A 26,702-nucleotide genomic window follows, 5' to 3' on the forward strand; every position below is an offset into this window, starting at 1 on the left:
GGGCTTGCTCGGCCACTCATCATTATCCGATACCACCGCTAGCTATCGGAATGCCGATAGCTAGGCAGAATTGCCCGCTGATATTCGCACCAAGGATCGACCCTCATGTTTGACAACATTCAGTGCCCAAAACCCATCCGCGCTCAACTTCAGTCACTTTGGCATGACTGGTGTGAACTGGCGGAGGCCGCGCTTGTTGTTGAGGTGGAGAGCTTGCTGGCAGAGCCATTGCTTGCGCAAGGAGTGGCTCGGAGCTTAATTGGTTCAGAATTTTTTTATCAACAGTGCTGTCGCCGCCCAGAGCTTTTACGGGATTTGTTGCTTAAACAAGATCTTGGACTCTCCCTGCCGACCATAGAAAGTGATGAGGGGTTAGACCTTCAATTGCGCTTATTGCGCAACCGGGTAACGACTGAGGTCATATTTCGCGATTTTGCCGGACAGTGGGATATTCCCCAGGCATGTCTGCGCCTCAGTGAATTGGCAGAGCTATCCATTCGTACGGCGATGCAATGGCACCATGAGAAGTTAGTTGAACGCTATGGCGAGCCTCGTAGTAGAGCTGGCGATAGTCAGTCGATGGTGGTGTTGGGAATGGGCAAATTGGGAGCCCGGGAACTCAACCTCTCATCGGATATCGATTTGATTTTTGCCTACCCTGAGCCCGGTTATACCGATGGTGAAAAGAGCATAGAAAATCAGCAATTTTTCCAAAAACTTGGCCAGCGCTTGATTAAATCATTAGATGGAATCAATGCGGATGGTTTTGTCTTCCGTGTAGATATGCGTTTGCGCCCCTATGGTGACAGTGGCCCCTTGGTAAGCCATTTCGCCGCTCTGGAGGACTATTACCAGACTCAAGGGCGTGAGTGGGAGCGCTATGCCATGGTTAAAGCTCGCCCAGTTGCTGGCAGGGAGGAGTTTGCTGAAGAGTTGATGGAGCTATTGCGCCCATTTACTTATCGCCGCTATATCGATTTCAGTGCTATTGACGCTTTGCGCGAAATGAAAGCCCTGATACAGCGGCAGGTACGCGCTCGCGGTTTAACAGACAATATCAAACTTGGGCGGGGTGGCATTCGAGAGTTGGAATTTATTGCCCAGGCATTTCAGTTAATTCGCGGAGGGCGGGAGCCCGCGCTGCGCGAGCGCAGTTTGCTCAAATTACTACCCCTTTTGGAAAGTGATGGCCATGTTGAACCGGGTGTGGCCAGTGAATTGACCAGTTGTTATTTGCTGCTGCGGAGAGTTGAACACGCTCTTCAGGCATGCCGGGATCAACAAACACAGGCGCTCCCAGCGGAGAAGGAAGAAAGGGAAAAATTGGCATTTGCCCTGGGCCGTGACAACTGGGAGCAACTGGAGAGTGAGCTGGTCGCCGTTCGTTCCTTAGTTGAACGGGAGTTTGACACAGTGATCGCTCCACCGGAGGAAATGGCTGCCCCCAGTGTGGCTGAGGAGTGGCAGGGACTCTGGGCAAGTTGCGCCGATGAAACTGCTGATGAAGAGAATTTGCAGATTTTGGAGAGTGCAGGGTTTCTTCCGCCACCGCAGGCGCTCGAGCACTTAAAAGAGCTGTGCCAGTCAACAATGGTTGCAGCACTACCGGCTTCTTCCCGTGCGCGCCTGGACCAATTTATGCCTACCCTACTGGCCGCAGCGGGGTTACAGGCTGACAGCTCGTTAGTGCTAACCCGTGTTTTACCTCTAGTGCGATCAGTACTACGTCGCAGTGCCTATCTCGTCCTGATCAATGAAAATCCCCCCGTGCTCAACCAGCTGGTACGCCTCTGTAGCGCCAGTCCATGGATTGCTGAGCAACTTGCGCGCCATCCAATCCTGCTGGATGAGCTGCTGGATTCGCGCAGGTTATTGGCACCCTCTACGGCGGCAGATATTGCCAATGAGCTGCGTCTCGAATTGTTGCGGATTGATCCCGAAGATCTGGAATTGCAAATGGAGGCGCTGCGATATTTTAAACAGAGTCAAAGCCTGCGCATTGCGGCACAAGAAGTGAATGGTGCCCTGCCTTTGATGAAAGTCAGTGATTCCCTTACCTGGTTGGCTGAGGCGATATTGCAGCAGTCATTGCAACTCGCCTGGGCACAGATGGTGGATAAATATGGTGTGCCTGCGGGGGCCTCGGCTGAGGACATGCACTTTGCCATTATCGCCTATGGAAAGCTGGGGGGATTGGAGCTTGGCCACGGTTCTGACTTGGATATTGTTTTTGTGCACGATGCGGATGCGATGCAGGTTACTGACGGTAAAACTAGTATTGATAACTTGAGCTTTTTTACTCGATTGGCACAGCGACTTATCCACATATTACAAACCCGTACATTGAGCGGGCCTCTTTATGAGGTAGATACAAGACTGCGCCCCTCGGGTAATTCAGGACTCTTGGTGACTTCAGTTGCTGCCTTTGAAAAATACCAGAGGGAGAGTGCCTGGACTTGGGAGCATCAGGCTCTGGTGAGAGCCCGATCTGTCGCCGGTAGTCTCCGCCTGAGTGAGTCGTTTCAACAGTTGCGTACGAAATTGCTTTGCCAGTCGCGAAAGAGCGATAAATTGCGTGATGAGGTGGTGGAAATGCGCAATAAAATGCGTGCGCACCTCGATAAGAGCAACGATAAAAAATTTGACCTAAAGCACGGTGAGGGCGGTATTGTCGATATTGAATTTATGGTTCAATATGCTGCTCTGGCCTGGGCAAAAACTTCGCCCTCGATCGTGCGGTATACCGATAATATCCGCATTCTCGAAAGTCTAATTGACGCGGGCCTGATGCCGGCCCAACAAGCCGGACATCTGATCGACGCCTACAAAGCCTACCGATCTGAAGGTCATCGCCTGGCACTACAACAACTGCCAGGGATTGTGAGCGATGACCAATTCACAGCGGAAAGAAAGACCGTTCAAACAAACTGGCAGCAATTACTCGGTTAATACCGGGTTTCCACCTGCTGCCCGATTAAACTGTTTTTCAGGATTTGTAGGAGTTACCCATGTCTTTTGCCGACCGCGACGGCGTTATCTGGTTTGATGGTGAATTGGTTCCCTGGCGCGATGCCCGGGTGCATGTCCTCACTCATACCCTGCACTATGGAATGGGGGTGTTTGAAGGCGTACGGGCTTATGAAACCGACACTGGTACCAGTATCTTTCGTTTGCAGGAGCACACCCGTCGGTTGTTTCGCTCCGCGAAAATAATGAATATCTCGATGCCCTATAGTGCCGATGAGTTGAATGAAGCTCAGCGACTTGTGGTGCGCGAAAATAACTTGCGGCAAGCTTACTTGAGACCAATGGTATTTTACGGGTCAGAGGGAATGGGATTGCGTGCAGAAAACCTGTCAACTCATGTGATTATTGCTTCCTGGGAGTGGCCCAGTTATATGAGCCCCGAGGCCCTGGAGCAGGGTATTAAGGTGAATACCTCCTCATATACCCGACATCATGTGAATATCAGCATGTGTAAGGCGAAGGCCAATGGTAACTATATAAACTCGATGCTGGCGCTACAGGAAGCTGTGCGCAATGGCTGCGAAGAGGCGTTGTTACTGGACCCCGAGGGTTATGTTGCTGAAGGTAGCGGAGAAAATGTCTTCATTGTTCGCGACGGGACGATATATACGCCAGAGCTGACGTCGTGCCTGGATGGAATTACCCGCGACACAGTTATTGAGCTGGCACGGGAGTGCGGCTATAGGGTGGTAGAGAAGCGTATTACCCGAGATGAAGTTTATATCGCTGACGAAGCATTTTTTACCGGTACGGCGGCAGAAGTATTGCCGATTAGTGAATTAGATGGGCGCTCCATCGGCAGCGGTCGCCGTGGCCCTATCACCGGGCGTTTGCAAAATCTTTATTTTGATGTGGTACATGGGCGGAGTGCCGCGCATCGGGGGTGGCTCAGTGATGTGGCGGGTCAGGCTGAAGTGAAAATGCGTATAGCATGAATCAAAATAAAAACCCGGCAGATGCCGGGTTTTTATTTTGAGTAAGGTTTACTTAATAAGAACTGGTGGTGTCCGGGCGTCCCACGCAGTAATAATCAAAGCCTGCCTCGCGCATTTCCTCTGGCTCGTACTGGTTGCGTCCGTCAAACACAACCGGCGCACTGAGAATGGCGCTAACTTCATCAATATCCAGAGATTTGAACTGTTGCCATTCGGTCGCGACAATCAGGGCATCGGCACCTTGTAAGGCCTCTGTTTTGGAGTCGCATAGAGTCAGGTCTTCGCGATCGCCAAAAATTCGCTGGCACTCCTCCATAGCCTCTGGATCAAATGCCCGTACCTTCGCACCCTGCTCCCATAGTCGAGCTAACAGTACGCGGCTGGGGGCTTCGCGCATATCATCTGTATTGGGTTTAAATGACAGTCCCCAGAGCGCGAAAGTTTTGCCCTGAATATCTCCCTTGAAGTGGCGCAGGATTTTTTCGGCGAGATAGTGTTTTTGACGCTCGTTGCGAGATTCCACGGCAGCGAGAATATCTGCGGCAATGCCCAGTTGTTGGGCTGAGGAAATCAGGGCTTTCACATCTTTCGGGAAGCAGGAGCCACCGTAGCCGATACCGGCGTAGATAAACTGGTAACCAACTCGCGGATCTGAACCTATGCCTGCCCGAACTGCCTCAATATCAGCGCCCACTTTATCGGCAATATTTGCCATTTCATTCATAAAGCTGATCTTGGTTGCCAGCATACAGTTGGCGGCATACTTGGTCAGTTCCGCACTTTTAACGTCCATCACCAGGATCTTTTCGTGATTGCGGTTGAATGGCGCATAGAGGTGGCGAAGCTTCTGTTCTGATTCTGCTTCGGAGGTGCCGATAATAATTCGGTCTGGCCGCATACAGTCATTCAGTGCCGAACCTTCCTTGAGGAATTCAGGGTTGGAAATAACATCGAATGGCATATCGGACTTATCCCGCTCGGCCAATTCTTCCTCAACAGCAGCTCGTACTTTGTCGGCCGTACCCACAGGTACTGTGGATTTGTTGATGATGTATTTCTTGCACTCCATGTGCTTGGCAATGGTTCTTGCAACAGTCAACACATGTCGAAGGTCTGCTGAGCCGTCCTCATCTGGAGGAGTGCCCACGGCTATAAAAATCAGCTCACCGTGTTCTACACCGAAGGCCGCATCAGTTGAAAAAGATAGATTGCCAGTGGTGATACTGTTCTTCACCATAGGCTCCAGGCCTGGCTCATAAATAGGGATAATACCCTGCTTGAGGCGGTTGATCTTGTCCGCGTCTATATCGATACAAACTACTTTATTGCCAGCTTCAGCTAAGACTGCTGCTTGCACCAGGCCCACATAGCCGGTGCCAAATACGGTTACATTCATCAGTGTGACTCTATCTCTCAGCGGTTACTGTTTTGAGGGTTACTTTCCTGGATAGTTTTATATTGACTCAAACCCCGATCTTCAATGCTGCTTCGTGCCAGCAGGATAGCTAGGGAATCCAGTAAAAGAACCAAATATAATTGGGCTTTGCCAAAGGTTGCTGGGCGTATGTCAGCATTGCTAGTACGCCGAATAGGAACCAGGTGAAATACAAGCCTGGAATCCAGCTCAAAAGTCTCTCCTTGGATCTCACTGTCCACAGGGTTGTAAGCCCCTGCCAGGTACAGGCTGCCAGCCCCAGTAGTCCGCTAAAACGCGCGATATCCAGAAGGAAGTTGTGAGGATGGGGTACCATCCTGTTTAGCTCAATAAATTTCTTGTGCACTAACCCCTGGCCAAGTAGCGGGGCTTGCAGGAACTCCTCAAAGGCTTTTTGCCAGAGTGTCAGGCGAACAGAGTAGGCACTACCCCGATGTAAAAGGGGCAAGTCACCGTACAAGGCAAAATAGGCCAATGGCAGTACACAGACGATAGCCACAACAACTAATATTTTCAGCAGGCGCGAAAGATTGCCGAATACAACCAAGAAGATTGAGAAGCCCGCCATAACAATCGGGACCTTGGTCTGTGACAAAACTATATAGATGCAGGAAGTAAGTAAGCCTGCTCCTGATAACCAGCGCCAAATGCGGGGTTTTTGGTAGAGACCGTAGCAGCAAAAAAGAGCGTGGAAGCCAAACAGCATTCCTGTTTTATCAATATTACCCTCGAGAGATATACCGCCAATCCGGCGCAGATCCTGTAATCCGCCGTCAAGGGAGTAATAAATTAATGAGGCAACACCGGATAGCAATCCAATCACAATAAGTGAAAGCAATAGCTTATGGAGGATGTTGTCACCGTACTGCTCTAACAGGAAGAAAACAGCGCAGTAGAATAGAGCTAGGTATAACACCAATTTCCAGTAGTAATCAGGCTGTCTATAAACATCTGCGGTATCCGGTGAGGCCCACAGCGTTGATAGAGCTAGAATGATTGGCAGGCTACAAAAGGTTAGGAATTGCCAGGAAATTAAGAAACGATAGCTCTTTCTCCATGCCAGCAGTAGAAAGGCTGTGGGTAGTAAAGTTAGATAGAAGCTGGTTTGTACCCCTGATACCTTAGGGGAAACATAGTAGCCACATACCAGCAGAAATAACCCGAGAAAGGCCCATTTGAGGAGACCTGAAATCCACAGTGAGCTTTGCTGGCGATAAACGGGCTGGGAAAGCTTGTTTAGAGTACTTCCAAGTTCAGGCATAGGTGCAACTGTCGGCCATTCAGAAAATATTGTAATGATGTGCGCGGAAATAGGCTGTATGGGTGGGTACTATATAAAAGTCTGTTGTCCATGAGCGCTCAAATTTTGCTTTTTGGTGATAATTGTGGGGCTTTACACAAAGTAATAGCGGATATCTATTTGGCTGAGCGCTTTAACGGGGCCTCCTTAGGTATAGATTCACTAGGGGCACCCTTTGGAGCTCCCTGGAAGGGTATGGTAGGCAGTATACTGGATGTTTTGGGGCTCCCATAGCCTTGTTACAGTAGCTCTACTGGCATGCGCTATGTACACTGCGCTATCTCCTCGATGTTTTAGTAGTTTAGGGTTCAATATTGCAACTTACTGTTTGGCGTTTTCTGGATGGCAACCGGGCTCATGAAAAGCAGAGTGCTGCTCTCATAGAAGGGTTGCGCAGGAGCTTTGCCGGGAAGTTACAGGCCTTCGACATACCGCCTGAGTACAGTGCCAGTCGTATTGTTTTTAAACCAGGAAAGTGGCTGGAAAGCCTTCCAACCCCTGATTTTCTGATTGGTACTGGCCGACGCAGTCGTCTTCCCATGTTGTCCGCGCGTTACAGGTTTGGTGGTCGCGCAGTAGCAATTAACCGTCCGTTGTGGCCTTATCGCTGGTTTGATTTTGCCATCGTTCCAGAACACGACCGTCCCCCGCCGCTACCCAATGTCATTGTGAGTCAGGGCGCCCTGACCGAACCTTTACAGGAAGGTGCACTGCAAGCTGGCAAAGGGCTTATTTTATTGGGTGGGCCCAGTAAGCATTACAGCTGGAATTCAGACTCAATCCGGGAGCAGGTTGATAAGTTATTGGCTCAACCCTTGGACTGGTGTATTTCTGACAGTAGGAGAACTCCGGAAGGCACAATGGTGGAGCTGGGGAGGGGGCGCGCGAAGTTGGTTGATTGGCTTTCGTGTCCGGCGGGTTGGCTTCAGGAGCAATTGTCTCAAGCAGAGAGAATCTGGGTTACTGAGGACAGTATCTCCATGCTATTCGAGTCGCTGCAAAGTCGAGCCCAGATAGGTGTGATTCGGGTTCCGAGCCGCAGTCAATCAAATAAAGTACGATCAGCGGTTTTAAGGCTTTTGGACCAAGGATTGGTCAGCGAACGGTTTGAAGTGAAAGAAGGGGCTGGGCGGGATCCCCTTAACCAATATCTGCTTTGTGCCCAAGCATTGCTACGCCGATCAGGATTGCCAAGTCGCTAGCGTTTGAGCCCCTCGGCTTCAAATTTTCGCCAAGGGGTTTCCTTATTGGATATTTCCCACTCGACTCTCAGCCACATACGCGCGATACGACGGTGGATATAGCGTTTTGCGAAGTAGCTGGAAACTTTTGGTAAGGGTAGGAAAGAGGCGCAGCCCAATCCATCAATCAGGTAGGTCTGCAGTTCTCCATTTTCCTTTCGTAGGACCAGATTGTGGGCAATTAGGTTTTTGGTGAGTACTTCATATTCAAGTAGCCACTCGGAAAAGCGCTGTAAAGAGGCACGTACTTCAGTATCAAGGCCATATTCATTCAGGTATTGGCGCAGAGTGGATGCTGGACTGCCATCGCGATCGAGAATCATGTCGGTAACTGCTGCGGGCCCCAAGTTAGTCTCTTGTATCCCATACCACCTTGGCAAATGCTGCCAAAGTCCATCTCGATTACTGGCAAGAGCTCGTTGGCTATAGCCCTCCAGCTCACGAAGATTGTCATCAAAATAAGACTCCCCACGCCAAGTTTTGTACCAGGGCGCCCGTCCCAGTAGCTCAGAGGTTCGCCCTGGTCGCATCACTTTGACGCAGATTTCTGGTCTTTGCGGATGTCGGTAGCAAAAGCGATTGCCTCCACTGGCAAACGGCTCGCTCTGGCTCAAATCAATCACTCGGGCTGGCTCCGGTACGCTCTGTGAGTAGGCTCTTGTAGATTTCAATGGTGTGTTCGGCCTGTCTACCCAAAGTGAATTCGGTAGAAAGGTGAGGCTTCTGTTCAGGGCTGCCGAGCAGCTCTTGAGTACGCGTGAGTAAAGCTTTTGAATCATTGATATCAACTAACCCTTGAGGGAAACAGGCATTCAGCGACTCTGCCGGGCCCCCAATGTTATAACCGATAATAGGAGTGCCAATCGCGGCGGATTCTATAACGGTTCTGCCAAATGGCTCGGGTCGACGTGATAGGTTATACACCAAACTGGACGCACTATACCAGTGACGTATATCACTACGATGACCAACCAAAGTGAGGTGATCCTCAAGCTTCAATGAGCGAATTTTCTGCTCTAATTCATCGGCGTAATGCTGTTTATTCTTTTCTGCTCCACCAAGAATAACACCGTGTATATCTGTTCGGCTTTTGATCAGCTGATGGATGAGGTCGATAAAGTCTTCCTGCCCTTTCCAGCGGGTCAGTCGGCCTGGCAAGAGAAGCCAGCATTTGCCCGCAAGCTCAGGGAATTCCTGGTGTATTTGTTGGTACCAGGTCTCAGGTGGGTAAGTATTGGGTTTGAATTCATCTGTATCTACCCCCCGGTAGACAATCTGCGGAGGGCGTTGCAAGTATTCCGCGTAATTTTCCAGTAAGTAGTTGTTCACACACTCAGAAATGGCAATGACCTGCTCTGTCTGCGCCATGATGGCACTGTAGCGGTTAATTGAGTAGAGGCCGTGAGCCGTGCTGACAAGGCGGGGGCGTTCAACCGGGTCAAGTTTTCTCCAGGCCAAGTAAGTTAGCCATGCTGGAACTCGGGAGCGTACGTGAAGGATATCGGGCTTTTCGCGGGAGATGATTTCCCGGAGTGGCCTGACTTGAAGGAGGCTGAAAAGGGACTTTTTGTGAATTGGTAGCTCAATATGGCTTGAGCCTTCAGCTTTGAGCTGCTCGACCATTGCCCCCCGCTGGAGATAACGACTGACTGATGCCCTTCTGCTACCAGGAAACGGGCAAGATCAACAGTTCCCCTTTCAACCCCCCGGAGTTCAGGGCGGGCAAAAGCTGCATAATTTTCATGGGGAGATATACCGGCAGTTAAGGAGGTTGTTTATTAAACTAATTTGACTAGTGAGTTTTGTTTTAGTGGGGAAGGTCGGGCGCAAGCGTATAATGTGGAGCATAGATGCCCTGATAAAGCATTTGGCAAAAGTGGTATTATAGACAGGTCATTGTTAAGGGTATAGGCTGATTCTTTTTTAACCCAATTCAGATGCCTATAACCGACCTGTATTTGGCCGTAATCTGGAGTTTACATTGCACCCCTTGTTAGTGATCTGTATTTGCACCTATCAGCGACCAGAGCGGCTTCGCAACTCCTTGCAAAGCTTGGCCAAACTCCAGCTGCCTTCAGATTTAAATGTGGCTGCACTGATTGTCGATAATGATTCGGATGCTCAGGCGGGTAGGAAAGTTGTAGACGAACTGTCGGAGAGCTTCCCCTTTCCCCTCAATTGTGCCGTGGAAGAGCAGCGAGGTATTCCCTGTGCCCGCAATCGTTGTATCGACGAGCTCAATAATATGGGGGCTGACTACTTGGTTTTCATCGATGATGATGAATGGGTAGAGGCCGATTGGTTAATCCAGCTTTATGATTATTCGCAGAAGCTGGGGGGCAATAGTGTAGTTTGTGGTAGCGTTATTCGACGTTGGCCCGATTCTGTTCCTGCATACTATTCCCATATTTTTTATCGGCAAAAGCGGAAAACTGGTGAAGAGCTCAATTACTGCGCGACCAGTAATGTGCTAATACCGATGAGCAGTATTCGCTCATTAAGTTTGAGATTTAATGAACAAGACCCTCTCGGTGCTGGTACAGATGTGATTTTTTTCACAGAGTACAAAGCAAAGGGGGAGAGATTCTCTACTGTCTGGAGGCTAAAGTATACGAAGCTGTACCAGAGAGTCGGGCCAATATGCGCTGGTTATCGCGTAGGAAATTCTCAGCTGGTATTACTCTGGCGAAGCATAAACTTGCCAAAGGTCGCAGCCATCCCAGTATCTTTGTATCTGCATTGGGACAGTTATTGATCTCCAGTTTAGGCTGTATTTTAGGAATGGTTATTGGTGGCAAGCGTTTGGGGTCTGGGCCCTGGCTTCGCGCTTGCCGCTCTGCGGGTATGGCCTGTGGTGTTTTTGGAGTGCGTTCAGAGTTTTACCGGGTGGTAGATCACTAATTAGTTTTGGGGCGTCTCTAAGAGGGTGTTTTCCACAGAAGAGATAACCGTCATCATAGCGCCTCCTTTGGTGGCAATATTGATCTTTTGGTGACGCCCGCTCCATGCAAACACTTTATTCCTGGCTCTTCCGTCTGTTTTTACCTGTTGTCCTGCTGCGCCTCTGGTGGAGAGGGCGCAGCCAGCCTGCTTACCGGCAGCGTTTGAGAGAACGATTGGGTCAGGTGCCCAAAAGGCATAGCAGGGCACCGTTGATTTGGGTTCACTCTGTTTCTGTAGGTGAGACCCTGGCCGCTGTACCAGTGATTTCTAAGCTGGCTGCTCGGCACACAGATTGGCAATGGCTGGTAACGACCACAACCCCCACCGGATCTGAGCGCGTTCATGAAGCCCTGAAGCCAATTCTTGGCGGCCGCCTGCTTCACTACTACCTGCCTTACGACCTGCCCGAGTGCCTGGTGCCATTTCTCAATGCGCTAAATCCTAGTGTTCTAGTGATTATAGAAACTGAGCTTTGGCCTAACTTACTCAAGCTCTGCTCAAGTAGGAAGATCCCCACTTTACTGGCTAACGCGCGACTTAGTGAAAAATCTGCGCGGGGCTACGGCCGCTTTCCCTCTTTAACTTGCAGGATGTTGGGTTATCTTGATCGTGTTGTGGCTCAGTATCCTGCCGATATGCAGAGGTTTATCGATCTGGGGTTGCCAAGCGAGCGGGCAGTGGCCAATGGCAATATTAAGTTTGACCTCAGTATTGACTTGGGGTTGGCAAGTGAAGCCCAGGCATTGGCGCACCAGTGGCGGGGGAAGTCAGGCAGGCCTATATGGTTGGCTGCGAGCACTCATGTGGGAGAGGATGAGGTTGTTTTGGAGGCTTTCTCCATCCTAAAGAAAAAATTTAGTGATTTGCTGCTGGTTCTGGTTCCTCGGCACCCTCAGCGATTTGACGGTGTTGCTCGCCTGTGCAAAGAGCGAGGGTTTAGACTCACTCGCAGGAGTGAAGGCACGGCCGTAGAAGCTTCTGATGAGGTTCTCCTGGGAGATACCATGGGGGAATTACTGCGCTTTTATGGAGCCTGTGACATTGCCTTTGTGGGGGGCAGCCTAGTTTCTGTTGGTGGCCATAATATGATTGAACCTGCTGCCTGGGGTGTGCCGGTTATTTCTGGCCCGCATCTGCACAATTTCTCCACCGTATCCAGCTTACTGCAGGAGGCCGGGGCCATGGCTGTAGTTGAGGATGGTGAGTCGATGGCATTACAGGTTCAGGTCTGGCTGGAAGATGTAGGACAGAGAATGGCTGTCGGGCAGAGAGCGAAGGCGGTGGCTTTAGAAAATAGTGGCGCTTTGCAGCGTTTACTGGAGGAAGTGGAGAGCTTAGCAATTCGAGATGGGGGCCAGAGAGAGGATAAAAACCCTGCTCTCTGGTAGTCGCAATTGGGCAGTTACTTCGAGGGAGCTGGAAGGCTAGTGCCGCCAGTTTCCTCGACGCGGGAGACAACGTTTGCGGGATTCAACATCATATCCAGATCTTGAAGATCTTTGGGTGATAGGAGCCCCGCAGCTTGTTTCAAGCTCAATGAGTTCAAGATGTAATCGTACAGTGAGTTGGCGTAATCGGTTTGTGATTCGAATAGGGTCCGCTGTGCCAGAAGCACATCTACAATATTTCGGGTGCCCACTTCATACCCCGCCTGAGTGGCATCCAGGGCACTCTTAGCAGAAACAACAGCCTGCTCTCTGGCTGCGACCCGGGAGACATCAGTGACAACTGCGCGGTGAAGGGTGCGGGTGGTTTGTATAGTATCTCTCTCTGTCAGGATACTCAGGTCTTGGGCCTCGAAGGCTTGGTTTCGAGCTTGGCGACGATTCGCACTGAGGAGACCGCCGGTGAAAAGCGGCATAGTTACGGTAACTGCTGCTGATGATTCCCAAGATTTTGTATCTTGCGGAAATCTATCGAACTGAGTCCCAGATACATCAGTGGTACGGGCCTTTTGTTCTCCAGTAGCGGTGAAATTTGAGTAAGCAAGTGTCCCTGTAACTGTGGGAAGGTGCTCACTGGCTACTGCTCGGGCATTATATCGGGCTGCGTCAGCTCCCAGGCGTGCAGCTTTCAAAACAAAATTATTTGCTAAGGCAAATTCAACCCAGTCGGCACGATCCGATGGAGTAGGGGGGTTACCTTAAAGTCGGCAATTAGAGGTGCCACTTCGTCATGATAGCCACCAGTCAAAACAGATAAGGCGTCAAAATTGCTGAGTAAGTCATCCTGAGCGGTGAGGCGGCGGGCGACAGAGCTGTCATAAGCCGCTTGGGAGTCGTAAACGTCAGTAATTGCAGTGAGTCCCACTTCAAAGCGTTGCTGAGTCTGTTCCAGCTGTTTGGCTAGAGCCTGCTCTTCAGCAATCGCAGCTTCTAGAACATCGTAAGCGCGTAACACGTCAAAATACGCAGTGGCAACACGAATCATCATTCCTTGCTGGTTGGCGCTAAATTCTGCCGTTGCCTGTTCCGTAAGTCTCTTGCCCCGCTGGAAATCGAACCAGGCTGGAGCATCAAAAATAGCTTGATTCAGGGTGGCAGCGTAGGTTCTTTCTTGTACGGACTCAGTGACTCTGGGTCTGAAGTTAATCAGTTGAATATCTTCGTCTTCACCCTCTCCACTGACATCCACGAGCTGGAAGTTATTTGCGGCGCTATAGGTATGGCTTCTTTCGGCTATATAGTTGGCTTCCACTTGAGGAAGCAAGAGTGCGCGAAACTGGTACTTAGCCTCGATACCTGCATGGTAAGCAGCGCGATCTGCGGCCAGCTCGGGATCATTCTCCAGGGCCTGTGTATAGATATCCCACAGGGTGTCGGCTTGTGCCTGCATAGCGCCCAGGCCCAGCAGCGTAGCGGCGATTAGTTTTTTCAGCGGACGCAACTTGCGGCCTTGCGGCTCTGTGCGGTTACTTCTTTTCATCTGTTTCGACTTCCTGTGGAGGGTACGGTCTTCAAGCTTTTGCAAGTTATTTGGAGCTGGTGTCATGTAGTGGGGATATAGAGGGCTCCAGCTTGCGGTTATTACTAATATTGCCAGTCTCCCCAATAGCAGTCGCGAGAGTTTACCCGGGGTCAAACCGACCGTCGAGACGGCTTTCGGCTTTTTGCTATATCTTCGTTAAACCGACACCTATGTGCGTTTATCGGTAATTTCTTGGCAATAATACGGGCCCATTGAATAATGGTTGAGGGCCTATATTTCAATAGACGCGCCTCATAAGCATTTGGATGCGGCAAAAATTGTGCAGAATAAGGCAAGGACTGACTGTCCATGAATGAGGAGCACAACGCGGTGCTGACCGATTGGCAGAGAGTCTGTCACGAATGCGATCTACTTTTAACCGGCAGCTTGGCGCCCCCGGGGCAAAAGCTGGTTTGTCCCCGATGTCGCTGTACTTTGCATCGCAATGGCAATCACAGTATTTACTACACCCTGGCTCTCAGCCTCACCGGCCTCTTATTATTTATTCCCTCTGTCAGCTTGCCGCTGCTCGACTTTTCCCTGTTCTCATTTGGTGCAGAAAGCACTTTGCTTAATGGCGTTTACTCTCTTTTCAAGGCGGGATTTATTTGGCTCTCGGTGCTAGTGCTTTTCTGTAGCGTTATAGCTCCGGTAGGTAAATTTGCCCTGTTGTTATTTATTTGTTGGGGCAGCGCATGGGCCTGGCTTGACCGGCCGGTATCTAATGCTATTCGCTTTTACCAGCACATAAAAGAGTGGGGCATGCTCGATGTCTATATGCTCGGAATTTTGGTGGCGCTGATTAAATTACGGGATTTGGGCAAGATGGAGGTAGAACCGGGGCTGTACTGTTTTGGTGCCATGATGCTACTGGCAAATCTCTCTTCCCTGAGTTTTGACCAAACAGCAATTTGGCACCGCTTGGCACAACGTCGTGCGCTTAAAGGACAAGCTTGTGAATAGCGTACCAATTAAAGGTTTAAAGAAAGGCTTAACCAGCTGCCTATGCTGTCATCAATTAATTATTCTTCCCCAAATTGGTCGTTGTCGATGTCCGCGCTGTGGAGCGAGAGTGCATAGCAGAATTGAGGGAAGCTTGATGTTGACCTGGGCTCTGACGATTACTGGCACTTTATTGCTTTTACCTGCCAATGTGTTGCCGATAATGACCGTAGTTTATTTAGGTGCCGGTGATCCCAGCACCATCATTAGCGGGGTTATGCAACTCTATAACTCGGGAATGTGGGGAATAGCTTTAGTTGTCTTTGTTGCCAGTATTGCAGTGCCTGTGATGAAGCTGCTGGGACTGGGGCTGCTCCTGATTCAAATCCAGTTGCGTATGTCCTTCGATCCAATTCAGTCCATGAAAATATACCGGGTGGTTTCCGGCATTGGCCGTTGGTCACTTTTAGACTTATTTATGATTTCAATTTTGGTATCACTAGTGGATATGGGATTTATTTCCCAGGTAACTGCTGGAGCTGGTGCTACGGCTTTTGCCTCTGTGGTAGTGGTGACCATGTTGGCGGCACGAACCTTCGATCCCCGACTAATTTGGGATGCCTACGATGGAGATCTGTATCAGTCTGCTGTAGAGCCGGAGACGGCCCATAGGAGTGCTGCAGAGAATGGCTGAGGAACTGCCCCCGCAGGACATAAGTGAAGAACCTCGCCTGGATGGTGGTGCCCAGCGGGGAGTGGTGCGTACAAGTAAGGGATTGCCTTTGGTGTGGATTTTGCCCTTGATTGCAGGGCTAATTGCACTTTGGTTACTTTATCAGGATTTTTCTGAGGGGGATGTTAAGGCCACTATTCTATTTCACTCCGGTGATGGCCTAGTAAAGGGCAAAACAGTAGTTAAGTATTCTGGAGTCGATATTGGGGTGGTTCAGGATGTTCGTTTGGTACCTAATGCGAAGGAGTTGAATGGTGCTGATGGAGTTTTAGCTGAGGTTAGTTTAAATCGCAGTGCAGAATATTTACTGGTGGAGGGAACTGAGTTTTGGGTAGTAAAACCAGAGCTTTCCATTACAGGGATTAGTGGTTTAGAAACATTGCTATCAGGGAATTATATTGCGGTTGAATCAGGCAGTGGAAATCGCAAGCGCAATTTTGTCGCCCTGGACCAGCCCCCCGCGTTTATTCGTGGGGATGGTTTACGTGTCGTTTTACAGTCCCGTCGCTTGGGCTCTTTAAGTCGCGGGTCGCCGGTATATTATCGTCAATTGCGAGTCGGGCAGGTAGCGGATTACCGTTTGGATCGAAATGGAAGCGAAGTCAGTATCGAATTATTTATTCGCCGCGAATATGCTTATCTGGTCCACCGGGGTAGTCGCTTTTGGAATAGTTCTGGAATTTCTATTGAAGGTGGCATCAGTGGAATCAGCGTCAACTTGGAATCTCTCGCAGCACTTTTTGCTGGCGGGGTCAGTTTTTACACCCCGGAAAATCAACGCCAATCTCCACTTGCTGTAAATGGTAGTGAATTTAAGTTATACAAAAATTTTTCTGCAGCGGATGCGGGAATTCCAGTGACATTGAATTTTGATCAGGGGGTCAATGTCACTCCTGAAACTACAAAAGTTTATTATCAAGGTATCCAGGTCGGGGAAGTCAGCGCTGCCAAAGCGAATAACCGTTTAAATGGTATGGAAGTAAAAGTCCTTATGGATCCGACTACCGATGAATTACTCACCGAAAATACTCGCTTCTGGTTAGCTCCTCCTACCCTGGATTTTACCGGCGGGCTTAATGATCTAATCCAGGGAAATCGTATAGAAGTGGATCTGCGTAAAGGGCAGCGCTCACAGCGGAATTTTACTGCTCGGACATCTGCACCACCGATGGATCCTCGTGTGCCAGGGCTACACTTACGCTTGACTTCGCGTAACCCAGGATCATTGCAGCGCGGTGCTCCAGTTTATTTTCGCCGTATAGAAGTGGGAAAAGTTCAGGGAATGGAGCTACGAAGGGATGGCGAAGGCGTAGAAGTTTATGTCGTGATAGAGCCCCGTTATGCGCACTTTGTGCAGGAGGGCGTTCGATTCTGGAATGTCAGCGGATTGCGAGCCACCGCGAGCTTGACCGAGGGGTGGAAGTGGAAGCGGATTCGTTGATGTCGCTTCTGCGCGGCGGCGTCGCCTTTGGTATACGTCGGGAAGATCTTGGAAAAGGCGGACAGGCGAAAAATGGAGATCAGTTTCCCCTTTATAGTAGCCGGGAGGCAGCTCTGGAAGGGGGGATACAGATTCAGGTGAGTCTCGTAAGTGCCGAGGGGCTTAGAGTTGGAGCCCCCTACGTTACCGCGGGGTGCAAGTTGGAGAGATCACCCGCCTGAGGCTCGATCGTTCTTTAGGAGAGGTGTGGGCTAGGGCGAAGTTGTATCATCGAGGGGAACAGTTTGCCCGGGAGGGTACTCGTATATGGGTGGTATCCCCACAAATTGGCATTGATAAGATTGCCCATCTGGATACCCTGATTACAGGGCGCTACCTAGCGCTTGAGCCCGGCTTAGGTGGTCCTCAGACAAAGTTTTACGCTTTGGAACAGGCTCCGGAAGAAGACCTGGCAGAAACTTTTACCCGCCCTGGGCTGGGAATTATCCTGGATGCTGCGAGGCGAGGATCTTTGGTAGCAGGGAGTCCGGTTTATTATCGCCAAGTAAAAGTGGGGGAGGTTACAGGTTTTGCCTTGGGGGAGTATGCTGATCGAGTGTATATCTATGTTCATATTGAACCCCATTACCAGCCCCTGGTGCGAGAGCACACGGTGTTTTGGAATGCCAGTGGCGTCGATGTGAATTTTGGTCTGAAAAGTGGACTTAATATCAATACGGAATCGGCTCAGGCCCTGTTGCAGGGGGGATCGCATTTGCCACGCCAGAAGCCCCTTTTATGGGATTTGAAGTGGAGTCGGGCAGCCATTTCCCTCTCTACCCGAAAGCTGAACCCAAGTGGTATACCTGGAGTCCTAAGATAGAACTTTACGGCACGGTCGAACCAGTAAAATAAGTACGGGAATGTAGGAGTTTTTATGCGCTATTTATTAACAGGCTTGCTGAGTATCTTGGTATTGGCGGGTTGCCAGGAGATACAGGTTGAAAAAGCCGCTACCGGGGAGCCACCGGTTGCCTTTGCCACGTATAAATGGGGGGTAGCGCCGTTGAGTGGCTCAGAAGATGCCTCTGCCCAGCTGGTGGAGTTGGATGAAGAAATGCGGGATACCGTTGCCGCAGAGTTACAGCAACGAGGATATCGCCAAGTCTCCCAGGACCAGGATGCGGATATGGTGGTGGATTACCAGGTTGCGGTAGTCGATGAGTTTTTCTCCGGTGATACCCGGGATCCCAGCTGGGACAAACAGTTTGATAGCAATGCTCCACAGGATGTAGTGGAACTACCGCCCCTGACAGATGCCCCCTTGGTGATTATGAGTGTGGGTATTGGGCGCCCGGGCGGGGCTGTGATTTGGGGGGGAGAGCCAGTGAATTGTTAACACGCCCCGATAGTATTGAGCAGCGTCAACGACTGATCGCCAATGGGGTCAGCGCACTCTTGCGGGATTTGCCTCCGGCCTATCAATAAGTACGATTTGGCACGAAACGAAAAACAAGATTTAGCAGCCGCCGGGTTAAAGGTGGCTGCTATTCACCGCTAGCGCCCTTTCTTCATCAGGTTTTCGTATAGATCGATATAGGAGTCGACGATAACCTGTTTCGCATATGTCGTTGCGTACTCCTCGGCCGCATTTTCGATCAGGCTTTGGCGCAATTCCGGCGATTCGATAACGGACTTCATGGCTTTGGCCAGTTCATCGGCATTATCGATAGGGGTAATCAGACCGGTTTTGCCATTGGTAATTACTTCTCCAGGGCCCTGAGAGTCCGTCGCTACTATAGGGCAGCGATGGGCCCAGGATTCCATCACAATAGAGCCCAGGCCCTCATGGCGCGATGGGCACACGAACATATCCGCAGTGCGCATCAGAGTGGTGACATCATTGCGCCAACCGAGGAAGCGAACCCGCTCTTCCAGGCCGAGTTGATGGCACAGGGATTTCAGCTTGCTCTCCTCTGGGCCACTACCCGCGAGCCACAGAGTGGCGTTGGGTACCTGGGTGAGTGAATGGAGGAGAGTGTCGAACCCTTTATTGATATGCAGGCGGCCTGCAGCCAGGATCAGGGGTCGGTCTTCCGGGGTGTTGAAGCTGTTTCTTGGCAGCGGATTAACCGGTGTCTCATCGGCAAAATTGGGGATATGGAAAATTTTATCCTTGGGGATGCCCCCGTCCCTTAAATGCTGGCAGATACCCTTGCTGATGCCGATCCAATAATCTGCGTGACGGTAATACTTCAGGTTGTAATAGTGCCCGAGGCGGCTTACCAACAGGTATTTTTCAGAGTTGGGGGTGATTGAAGTAGCACGCCCCATCCAGGTCATCACGATATCCGGTTGCCATTGGTTCAGGGCATCCCGGTATTTTTTTCGGCCGAGAAAATCCAGCTTGCCACCAAATTTAAAACCTTCGGTTTCAACATTGTTGCCGCGCAGTGCCTGTACCCGGTGATCGTGGTTGCGAATAAACGCTTTTTCTGTAATTTCGCTGCGGGGATTTAATCCACTGACGAGACGCACAAAGAAATTTTCAGCACCACCGTGCTCAGCACCGGCGAGTATCTGTGCGACTCGAATTGGGTTATTACTCATAATCTATTGCATCTGATCGAATAGAGTGGGTCAACACTACCTGAGTGTGCCATCCAGATTGATATCTTGAGCCCAAGCATAGTCGTGGCTAAAAGGCTGTAGGCTTGTGGCTTCGACAATGTACTGAGCGTAGAGCTTCGAGTTCATTTCATTGTGGAAAAACTCCCTGGCCCGTGTGGCCCAGGCGCGTCGCTTGGCATCGTCACTGTTAAATTCGCGGATTTTTTCCAGTAGGTCCTGCTCATCGGAGAAATAAACGACGCTCTCAGCGGGTAACAAGTCATCAAAATGTAATTTATCACTGGTGAACTGCAAAATACCGTTGCCCGCCAACTGCGCCATGCGTGCTGAGGAATACCAGTAATGGGTATCCTGGCGATTGAAATTCAGTCCCATTTTGGTTTGAGATAGAGCGTGGTCGTAGTCGCGGCCCCAAACGGGTGCCTCGCCGAAGCTGCCATAGGTTTTAAAGTTCAGCGAATCCCCCAAGGCATCTTTCAGGTTTTTAACCATTTGCAAACGCTTGGTGAAATTATTGCTGTTACTGCAGAAAAGCAGGTCGATGGCTAAATCTGTGCGTTCAGCGTTATTAAGGTTTTCAATCGAGGGTTCAACCGGGTTCGGCATGTGATAAACACGAGCACCAAAGCCCTCAAAAATTTTCAGTTCTCTTCGCCCGGTGGATACAAAAACTGCATCGGCGACTTCCGCGCGGTATTTGATTCGTTCGACATTGCTGGGAACAAAGAGGGGATCATTATTGCAGTGAGCGATAAAGCAATTGGGCAGGCGTTGCTTAATGGCCTTCAGAGTGTCGTTAGTGATCATATCGCAGTGGCCTGCAATGATGAGGTCTGGCTCAAAGGCCTCGACAGTTTCTATCAAGCGTCGGTTCGCCTTTTTTACACCCAGGTCGCGAATACCAAAGGGAGCCTCAAACGCGGCGATATCGCGGTCGCTGAACACTTGGGTGTAGTGGTCATTTTTAATCAGGCCGAAGGTGAGCTTTTGTGCCCAGCTAACCCTTGTCTTGCCATAGCGCCGTAGCTGCTGATAGGCGATATTCAGCACTCTCATGTTGTGTACTCTCGAAATTCAACACGGAAACCCGGATAGCCTCTGTAGTCAGCGGCTGGTACGGTGGGCGCAGAGTATAACAGCTGGTACCCCGGTCTTGTCGCGGAAGCAGCGCAGCAAAACCGAAACCTAGGGAAAGACGAACCATGCCACAAGATAACAGTCGAACTGATTTAAACCCGGAGTTCACCGCTGATTCGGTAGACATAATTTCCAGGGAAACCGTGTTTAAAGGATTTTTCACTATGGTGCGCCTGCGACTGCGCCACCGCTTGTTTCGCGGGGGTTGGAGCAATGAAATAGAGCGGGAGCTGTTTCAGCGTGGTGAGGCCGTGGGAGTCCTACTTTACGATCCTGTCAGGGACCTGTTGGCACTTACCGAGCAATTCCGTACGGGTGCCTTGGGACGCCCTGCAGGACCTTGGTGTCTTGAAGTGGTAGCCGGTATGGTGGAGAAAGGGGAGAATCTGGAGGATGTAGCGCGCAGGGAGGTGTTTGAAGAGTCTGGATGCACCGTGGACGACCTGTACTTTATCCACAGTTATATCCCCAGCCCCGGGGGCAGCTCGGAGCGGATACATCTGTATTGTGCCCTGGTAGATTTGGAGCAGGCCGAGGGCGTATTCGGCCTGGCTGAGGAAAATGAGGATATCCGTTTGCGGGTATTCCCGAGGCAGAACGTCGTAGATGCGATGCGGAGGGATTACGCCCCGGGAGAAAACCCGATAGACAATGCCACAACACTGATTTCGGTGCAGTGGCTAGAGTTAAATCGGAAACAGTTTACTCATATGACGTCACCCGCCTGAGCGGTCACAGCCTTTTGCGCTACTTTACCCGGACAAAAGGCAAACTGAGATGTAAATCACGGCGGCAATTGAATTGGAGTGTTGATAATGGCTCTAGTGCGTGAGGTAGGTGCGCGTCAGCGCAGGCAGACGAAAATGTCGCCAAATGGCAACGGTAAAGCAGTATATCGCGTCGATTTACCGTCTTATCATGCCGACTGCGACGCTAACTACCTACGTCTACTGAGGCTGTTACCTGAGCTTTCAGAGAGAGAGCAATGGTGCTATCAAATCCCTGGTGGCAGCTTAAAGCTGAGAGTGGTAGCGCGATCCAGGTACACCACAGAAGTGTCACTGGACGCAGAGGTAAATCTCAGTGAAAGCCACTGGCTAGTATCTCCCAACCTGACCGCTCGTCTCTATCACGATGCGCGGATGGCAGAGGTGATAGCAGTTAATGGCTGTGGGCCGGTAGGTGGTAAAGGAGTGGATATCGCTTACCCAAATCCCCGTATGCAGCGCGCAGATGAGAGGCCTCAGGCCAACCGTTTTCTCGGTGAGTGGCTTGAGTACTGTCTTGCAAATGGTCGCGCAGAATTTCAATTAGTGCTGGATGGCCGAAAAATTTAATTCTGCGGTAGAACACATGGATGTGATTACAAGGTGAGCAAGTGATTCGCGAGCACAATAAGCCTAGCAGGTCCGATAAGACCAATTCATATCGTCTGATCCAAATAACAGACCCACACATTGGCAGCCGGCCGGATTATCAATTACTGGGTTTGGATACCGGTCATACTTTGGATGAGGTACTGTCCGCAATCGTTTCCAGACAGCAGGCAGCGCAACTGCTGGTGGCGACAGGAGATATTAGCGCGAATGGGGCCGAGGCCTCTTACCGCCGGTTTCTTCAGAAAATGCGCAGGGTGCAGAAACCTTGGTACTGGCTACCAGGAAATCACGACTTAAGCTCTCGTATGAAACAGCTGGCCCCACAACGCTGTACAGAGGTAGTTGCCCTAGGAAATTGGCGCCTCTTGCTTCTCGATACCAGTGTTGAAAACCAGATATGTGGCGGTCTCAGCGAAGCTCAGCTTGAGCGTTTGCAGCTGCTGCTTTGGGAAACCCGGGAACACCCGGTAATGATCATGATGCACCACCAGCCGGTACAGGTGGGTAGTAAGTGGATTGATGGCCATATGCTGCGCGATGGACGTGAGCAACTCTTGCAAATGGTATCCAAAGCGCCCCAAGTCAAAGCGCTCGTGTGGGGCCATGTACATCAGCAGTTTGATAATCATGAGGGTCGGGTCGGCTTACATGCGACACCTTCCACATCTGTACAATTTACTCCGGGTAGTGGGCCTTTTGCTGTAGACGACGAGATGCCGGGATATCGTTGGTTCGATTTATATGATGACGGTAGCTATAAAACCGGGGTCGAACGGGTTGAGGTTTCAAAATACTCTGTTGATTTTGCATCTTCCGGCTACTGAGTCACTTCTCCTTGAGATGTGCCTGCTTTTTTGAAGTCCCACTTTGTGGGATTTCTATCGTGTTATTTAAGAGTTTCTAGCTCGCCTTTATTTGTAAAGCCTCCCTTTACGAACTTACCATTATCTTTTTTGTCTTCTGACCGTACAATGAAACTTCCCCAGGCTTATGATCATTGATGATATTTGTTTAATGGGGCATACCAGAATCAATAGTAGTATTTGACAGTTGATAAAATACGCTAATAGGTACTGGGGTTTTATTTGCGCTACTGCCCCTCATTTCATGCGTATTTTGCAGCTACTCCGTCCGCTAAGTGGATAACATCGGGAAGTGAGGAATAATAATGAACAGAATATTTGTTTTACCGCTCATTGGCTTGGCGTTATTAGTCGGCGCCTGTGCACAGGACCCCAATAAGGTGGGAGAGTCAAAGCTGGCAGTGCAGGAGGATAGCCAAGGTTTGGTTCCCAGATCCAGCTCGTTGGATGAAGTTGCCGCGGCCTTTGCTTTTGATATGAGCGGCTCCAAAGTGTTTATTGCCCCTGTGCAAATTGACTACACCAAGCGCTTTTCTTCGGTGCCACGCACCCGCTACAGAGAGAAAGATTACGAGCTGGATGATAGGGACCTACAGCAGATGAATGCACTGTTGGTCAAAACGTTTGCCGAGAAGTTTCTCGAACCGCGTAACAGCGTGGTAGCAGAGGAGGAGGAAGAGGCAGATTACACACTGTCCTTATCCCTGGAAAAATTTTCGGTAGCTGCACCACTGGACCCCTCTCCATGGACCTGGCGCGTCTACACCGAGCAGAGTGCCTATGGGGTACTGGTCGGAACGCTTTATGATCGGGAGGGCAATGCTGTGATGCGCTTCCGGGATCGCCGCGATATCGGTGAGAACTTTGGTGCCTATGGCCCCGGTGGGCGCATGGAGCGTTTTACCAGTGTTACTTTCTGGTCTGATATGCGTGTAGATATGAGGCGGGCCTTTGCCAGTTTGAATCGCACATTGCTGTGATACCCACACGTTTTGAGGCTTCTGGTTACATAGCGCCCCCGATTGACGATATGGGCGCTATAATCACCGCCTATGCAAACTAATGATCTTCAGGGAAGGCCGGTGCTGATATATCTGCACGGCTTCCTTTCATCACCACAGTCCTTCAAATGCCAGTTGATGCGAGAACGGCTCCAGGCCCAATACCCGCATGTTACCTTCTGTGCACCGCAGATTCCTCCCTATACAGAGGAGGCGCAGAAATCGTTGGTGGCTCTTGTGGAGGATCTCCTTCGGCAGTCAGATAGGGGACCCATTGGATTGGTGGGGAGTTCTATGGGGGGCTTTTGGTGCACTTACCTTGGTGAGCGCTTCCGATTGCCCGCTGTACTGATAAATCCCGCAGTGCGCCCCGCGCGCTTTATTCCAGCCTATGTGGGGAAGGTTTTAAAACCCTATAGCGGTGAAGAAGAGGAATTCCGTCTTACCCTGGTTGATGTAGATGCCATGCAGCGGGTACAGGCTAAATTGGAGAAGCCGTTGCAGAGTTGCTACTGGTTACTCGCCCAGCGCGGGGATGAAGTTCTGGATTATCGCGATGCGCAGGATTTCTACCAAGGACAACGCCAGACCATTGAAGACGGTGGCGATCATAGTTTCCAGGAGTTCGCACGCTATTGCGACCCTATCACCGAATTTCTATTTAACGAGCAGTAATCAATAAGAATTATGGCTAATTATTCCGCCGAAGATATTGAGGTACTCACGGGACTAGATCCGGTGCGTAAGCGCCCCGGGATGTATACCGATACCGCACGCCCAAATCACCTGGCTCAGGAGGTAATCGACAACAGTGTCGACGAAGCCCTGGCCGGACATGCCAAGAAAATTGAAGTGGTGTTACACAAGGACCACTCGCTTTCTGTCAGCGACAACGGCCGCGGTATGCCTGTCGATATCCACCCTGAGCAGGGACGGCCTGGTGTAGAGGTTATCCTCTCCACTCTGCACGCCGGCGGTAAGTTTTCCAATGATAATTACCAATTCTCCGGCGGCCTTCACGGCGTCGGTGTTTCGGTGGTTAATGCCCTCTCAAAAGTGCTGGAGGTTACTATCCAGCGAGATGGCAAGGTTCATCGCATTGGCTTTAAGGATGGTGAAAAGGCCTCCGACCTGGAAGTAGTAGGTGAGTGCGGCAAGCGCACAACAGGCACCAGTGTTCGCTTCTTGCCAGATCCCCAATATTTTGATTCCGCTAAATTTTCAGTGGTGCGCCTACGACACCTTCTGCGTGCCAAGGCGGTTCTCTGCCCGGGTCTCACGGTTACGTTTATCAATGAGCAGGATGGCGAGTCCGATGAGTGGTATTACGAAGATGGCCTCAAGGACTATTTGGCCGCTGCAAATCAGGGCTGGGAAGTACTGCCAGCAGAACCATTTGTAGGCAGTTTTGCAGCTACTACTGAGGCGGCAGACTGGGCGGTCCAATGGTTACCAGAGGGCGGAGAGGTCACCGCTGAATCCTACGTAAACTTGATTCCTACCGCTCAGGGCGGTACCCATGTCAACGGTTTGCGGGCTGGTCTGCTGGAAGCAATGCGCGAATACTGTGAAATCCGCAATCTGCTACCGCGCGGAATTAAATTGGGACCAGAAGATATTTGGAGCCAGTGTTCTTACGTTCTCTCTGCCAAGCTGGCTGACCCTCAATTCTCTGGCCAGACAAAAGAAAGACTTTCCTCTCGTGAAGCGACCGCATTTATTTCCGGTGTCGCCAAAGATGCATTCAGCTTGTGGCTGAACCAGCATACGGAAGAGGGCGATAAACTGGCGGAACTGTGTATTGGCAATGCACAGAAGCGCATGCGCTCCGCGAAAAAAGTTGCACGTAAAAAAGTTACTCAGGGACCGGCCTTGCCTGGAAAACTGGCAGACTGCTCCAGTGGCGATACCACGCGCTCTGAACTCTTCCTGGTGGAGGGGGATTCGGCCGGTGGCTCCGCCAAGCAGGCACGAGACCGGGAGTTCCAAGCTATCATGCCTCTGCGCGGTAAAATCCTGAATACGTGGGAAGTTGACTCAGGGGAAATTCTCGCTAGCCAGGAGGTGCATGATATTGCTGTAGCCCTCGGGGTGGACCCGGGCAGCGATAACCTGGAAGGCTTGCGTTACAACAAGATCTGTATCCTCGCCGATGCCGACTCAGACGGGCTGCATATTGCTACGCTGTTATGCGCGCTTTTCTTACGTCATTTCCGACCGTTGGTCACTAACGGACATGTCTATGTGGCCATGCCCCCACTGTTCCGAATTGATATCGGTAAAGACGTTTATTATGCGCTGGATGAATCTGAGAAACAGGGCATTCTCGATCGTATCAGTGCAGAAAAGAAAAAGGGCAAGATTCAGGTAACCCGATTTAAGGGATTGGGAGAAATGAATCCTATGCAATTGCGTGAAACTACCATGGATCCCAATACCCGACGTCTCGTACAGCTTTATATAGATTCAGGAGATGACAGTAATCAACTACTAGATATGCTCCTGGCTAAAAAGCGTGCTGGAGACCGCAAGCAGTGGCTGGAAAGTAAGGGGAATTTGGCTGAAGTGGGTTAAGCTCTTAGCTTTCTAACATAGATATTGGTGTTGCCTTAGTGTACTAAGGCAACAGATCAATGCATATGATTAATATGGAGCGCTGAGGGGCTCTATCTCTCTTTCAGAAGTTGTATCAGTTATTCAGCTTAATGGATGCCATTTCAGCTGGATATTATTTAATTCCTTTAGTTT

Annotated in this window: 25 protein-coding genes; 17 read left to right on the forward strand and 8 right to left on the reverse strand. The window is 50.5% G+C overall.

What is annotated here, in order from left to right:
* Positions 1–105 precede the first annotated feature (105 nt).
* Together glnE and P0078_RS16395 are read left to right on the forward strand one after the other, a co-directional pair.
* A complete protein-coding gene (gene glnE / locus P0078_RS16390) occupies positions 106–2,949 on the forward strand; it encodes a bifunctional [glutamate--ammonia ligase]-adenylyl-L-tyrosine phosphorylase/[glutamate--ammonia-ligase] adenylyltransferase (protein WP_282930996.1) in 2,844 nt (947 codons plus the stop codon).
* A 59-nt stretch (positions 2,950–3,008) separates the two neighbouring features.
* Positions 3,009–3,962: a branched-chain amino acid transaminase gene (locus P0078_RS16395; protein ID WP_282930997.1), complete on the forward strand. Its 954-nt coding sequence runs from the start codon at positions 3,009–3,011 to the stop codon at positions 3,960–3,962.
* A gap of 52 nt (positions 3,963–4,014) precedes the next feature.
* Here the strand turns inward: P0078_RS16395 and P0078_RS16400 are convergent, their stop codons facing one another.
* Both P0078_RS16400 and P0078_RS16405 read right to left on the reverse strand, forming a co-directional pair.
* A complete protein-coding gene (locus tag P0078_RS16400; RefSeq protein ID WP_282930998.1) occupies positions 4,015–5,358 on the reverse strand; it encodes a UDP-glucose dehydrogenase family protein in 1,344 nt (447 codons plus the stop codon).
* 109 nt (positions 5,359–5,467) lie between these two features.
* Positions 5,468–6,658 carry an O-antigen ligase family protein gene (locus tag P0078_RS16405; protein WP_282930999.1) on the reverse strand — a complete coding sequence of 397 codons (1,191 nt, stop codon included), beginning with the start codon at positions 6,656–6,658 and terminating at the stop codon, positions 5,468–5,470.
* Between the two features lie 353 nt (positions 6,659–7,011).
* Between P0078_RS16405 and P0078_RS16410 the strand changes: the two genes are divergently transcribed.
* Entirely contained in the window at positions 7,012–7,899 is an 888-nt protein-coding gene (locus P0078_RS16410) for an ELM1/GtrOC1 family putative glycosyltransferase (RefSeq protein WP_282931000.1), read from the forward strand.
* On the opposite strand, the gene P0078_RS16415 is transcribed toward P0078_RS16410, so the two are convergent.
* Together P0078_RS16415 and P0078_RS16420 are read right to left on the reverse strand one after the other, a co-directional pair.
* Positions 7,896–8,561: a YrbL family protein gene (locus tag P0078_RS16415; RefSeq protein ID WP_282931001.1), complete on the reverse strand. Its 666-nt coding sequence runs from the start codon at positions 8,559–8,561 to the stop codon at positions 7,896–7,898. The two genes, P0078_RS16410 and P0078_RS16415, sit on opposite strands and share 4 nt — an antisense overlap.
* Entirely contained in the window at positions 8,554–9,561 is a 1,008-nt protein-coding gene (locus tag P0078_RS16420; RefSeq protein WP_282931002.1) for a glycosyltransferase, read from the reverse strand. Before P0078_RS16420 ends, P0078_RS16415 begins: the two co-directional genes overlap by 8 nt.
* A gap of 358 nt (positions 9,562–9,919) precedes the next feature.
* Here P0078_RS16420 and P0078_RS16425 point away from each other — a divergent pair, with 358 nt between their 5' ends.
* Both P0078_RS16425 and waaA read left to right on the forward strand, forming a co-directional pair.
* Entirely contained in the window at positions 9,920–10,693 is a 774-nt protein-coding gene (locus tag P0078_RS16425) for a glycosyltransferase family 2 protein (RefSeq protein ID WP_282931003.1), read from the forward strand.
* Positions 10,694–10,943: 250 nt separating this feature from the next.
* On the forward strand, positions 10,944–12,269 hold the full coding sequence (gene waaA, locus P0078_RS16430) for a lipid IV(A) 3-deoxy-D-manno-octulosonic acid transferase (RefSeq protein WP_282931004.1): 1,326 nt from the start codon (positions 10,944–10,946) through the stop codon (positions 12,267–12,269).
* A 14-nt stretch (positions 12,270–12,283) separates the two neighbouring features.
* On the opposite strand, the gene P0078_RS16435 is transcribed toward waaA, so the two are convergent.
* A complete protein-coding gene (locus P0078_RS16435; protein ID WP_282931005.1) occupies positions 12,284–12,958 on the reverse strand; it encodes a TolC family protein in 675 nt (224 codons plus the stop codon).
* A gap of 14 nt (positions 12,959–12,972) precedes the next feature.
* On the reverse strand, positions 12,973–13,806 hold the full coding sequence (locus P0078_RS16440) for a TolC family protein (protein ID WP_282931006.1): 834 nt from the start codon (positions 13,804–13,806) through the stop codon (positions 12,973–12,975).
* A gap of 351 nt (positions 13,807–14,157) precedes the next feature.
* Here P0078_RS16440 and P0078_RS16445 point away from each other — a divergent pair, with 351 nt between their 5' ends.
* From P0078_RS16445 to P0078_RS16470, 6 genes are all read left to right on the forward strand, one after another.
* Positions 14,158–14,811 carry a paraquat-inducible protein A gene (locus P0078_RS16445; protein ID WP_282931007.1) on the forward strand — a complete coding sequence of 218 codons (654 nt, stop codon included), beginning with the start codon at positions 14,158–14,160 and terminating at the stop codon, positions 14,809–14,811.
* Positions 14,812–14,920: 109 nt separating this feature from the next.
* Positions 14,921–15,484, forward strand: coding sequence for a paraquat-inducible protein A (locus P0078_RS16450; protein ID WP_282931008.1), 564 nt, complete (start codon positions 14,921–14,923; stop codon positions 15,482–15,484).
* Positions 15,477–16,964 (forward strand): PqiB family protein, encoded by a 1,488-nt coding sequence (locus P0078_RS16455; RefSeq protein ID WP_282931009.1) that lies wholly within the window; start codon positions 15,477–15,479, stop codon positions 16,962–16,964. Before P0078_RS16450 ends, P0078_RS16455 begins: the two co-directional genes overlap by 8 nt.
* Positions 16,964–17,185: a hypothetical protein gene (locus tag P0078_RS16460; protein ID WP_282931010.1), complete on the forward strand. Its 222-nt coding sequence runs from the start codon at positions 16,964–16,966 to the stop codon at positions 17,183–17,185. The genes P0078_RS16455 and P0078_RS16460 overlap by 1 nt, the downstream gene beginning before the upstream one ends.
* A complete protein-coding gene (locus P0078_RS16465; protein ID WP_353057010.1) occupies positions 17,158–17,826 on the forward strand; it encodes an MlaD family protein in 669 nt (222 codons plus the stop codon). The genes P0078_RS16460 and P0078_RS16465 overlap by 28 nt, the downstream gene beginning before the upstream one ends.
* A gap of 54 nt (positions 17,827–17,880) precedes the next feature.
* Entirely contained in the window at positions 17,881–18,342 is a 462-nt protein-coding gene (locus P0078_RS16470; RefSeq protein ID WP_282931012.1) for a DUF4136 domain-containing protein, read from the forward strand.
* Between the two features lie 158 nt (positions 18,343–18,500).
* Here P0078_RS16470 and P0078_RS16475 read toward each other — a convergent pair whose 3' ends face one another.
* Together P0078_RS16475 and P0078_RS16480 are read right to left on the reverse strand one after the other, a co-directional pair.
* On the reverse strand, positions 18,501–19,553 hold the full coding sequence (locus tag P0078_RS16475) for a glycosyltransferase (RefSeq protein WP_282931013.1): 1,053 nt from the start codon (positions 19,551–19,553) through the stop codon (positions 18,501–18,503).
* A 36-nt stretch (positions 19,554–19,589) separates the two neighbouring features.
* On the reverse strand, positions 19,590–20,630 hold the full coding sequence (locus tag P0078_RS16480) for a glycosyltransferase family protein (RefSeq protein ID WP_282931014.1): 1,041 nt from the start codon (positions 20,628–20,630) through the stop codon (positions 19,590–19,592).
* A 146-nt stretch (positions 20,631–20,776) separates the two neighbouring features.
* Between P0078_RS16480 and P0078_RS16485 the strand changes: the two genes are divergently transcribed.
* The 6 genes from P0078_RS16485 to parE all read left to right on the forward strand — a co-directional run bounded on the left by P0078_RS16485 (position 20,777) and on the right by parE (position 26,528).
* Positions 20,777–21,439 carry an NUDIX domain-containing protein gene (locus tag P0078_RS16485; protein WP_282931015.1) on the forward strand — a complete coding sequence of 221 codons (663 nt, stop codon included), beginning with the start codon at positions 20,777–20,779 and terminating at the stop codon, positions 21,437–21,439.
* Between the two features lie 87 nt (positions 21,440–21,526).
* Positions 21,527–22,048: a DUF1249 domain-containing protein gene (locus P0078_RS16490; RefSeq protein WP_282931016.1), complete on the forward strand. Its 522-nt coding sequence runs from the start codon at positions 21,527–21,529 to the stop codon at positions 22,046–22,048.
* Positions 22,049–22,089: 41 nt separating this feature from the next.
* A complete protein-coding gene (gene cpdA, locus P0078_RS16495; RefSeq protein WP_282931017.1) occupies positions 22,090–22,914 on the forward strand; it encodes a 3',5'-cyclic-AMP phosphodiesterase in 825 nt (274 codons plus the stop codon).
* 344 nt (positions 22,915–23,258) lie between these two features.
* The gene (locus tag P0078_RS16500; protein WP_282931018.1) at positions 23,259–23,933 is read left to right on the forward strand and encodes a hypothetical protein; all 675 of its coding nucleotides are present in this window, start codon (positions 23,259–23,261) and stop codon (positions 23,931–23,933) included.
* A 102-nt stretch (positions 23,934–24,035) separates the two neighbouring features.
* Positions 24,036–24,629 (forward strand): YqiA/YcfP family alpha/beta fold hydrolase, encoded by a 594-nt coding sequence (locus tag P0078_RS16505; RefSeq protein WP_282931019.1) that lies wholly within the window; start codon positions 24,036–24,038, stop codon positions 24,627–24,629.
* Positions 24,630–24,641: 12 nt separating this feature from the next.
* Positions 24,642–26,528, forward strand: coding sequence for a DNA topoisomerase IV subunit B (gene parE, locus P0078_RS16510; RefSeq protein ID WP_282931020.1), 1,887 nt, complete (start codon positions 24,642–24,644; stop codon positions 26,526–26,528).
* The last annotated feature ends 174 nt before the right edge of the window (positions 26,529–26,702 follow it).

Origin of the sequence: Microbulbifer sp. VAAF005, from assembly GCF_030012985.1 — a bacterium.
Classification (GTDB): domain Bacteria; phylum Pseudomonadota; class Gammaproteobacteria; order Pseudomonadales; family Cellvibrionaceae; genus Microbulbifer.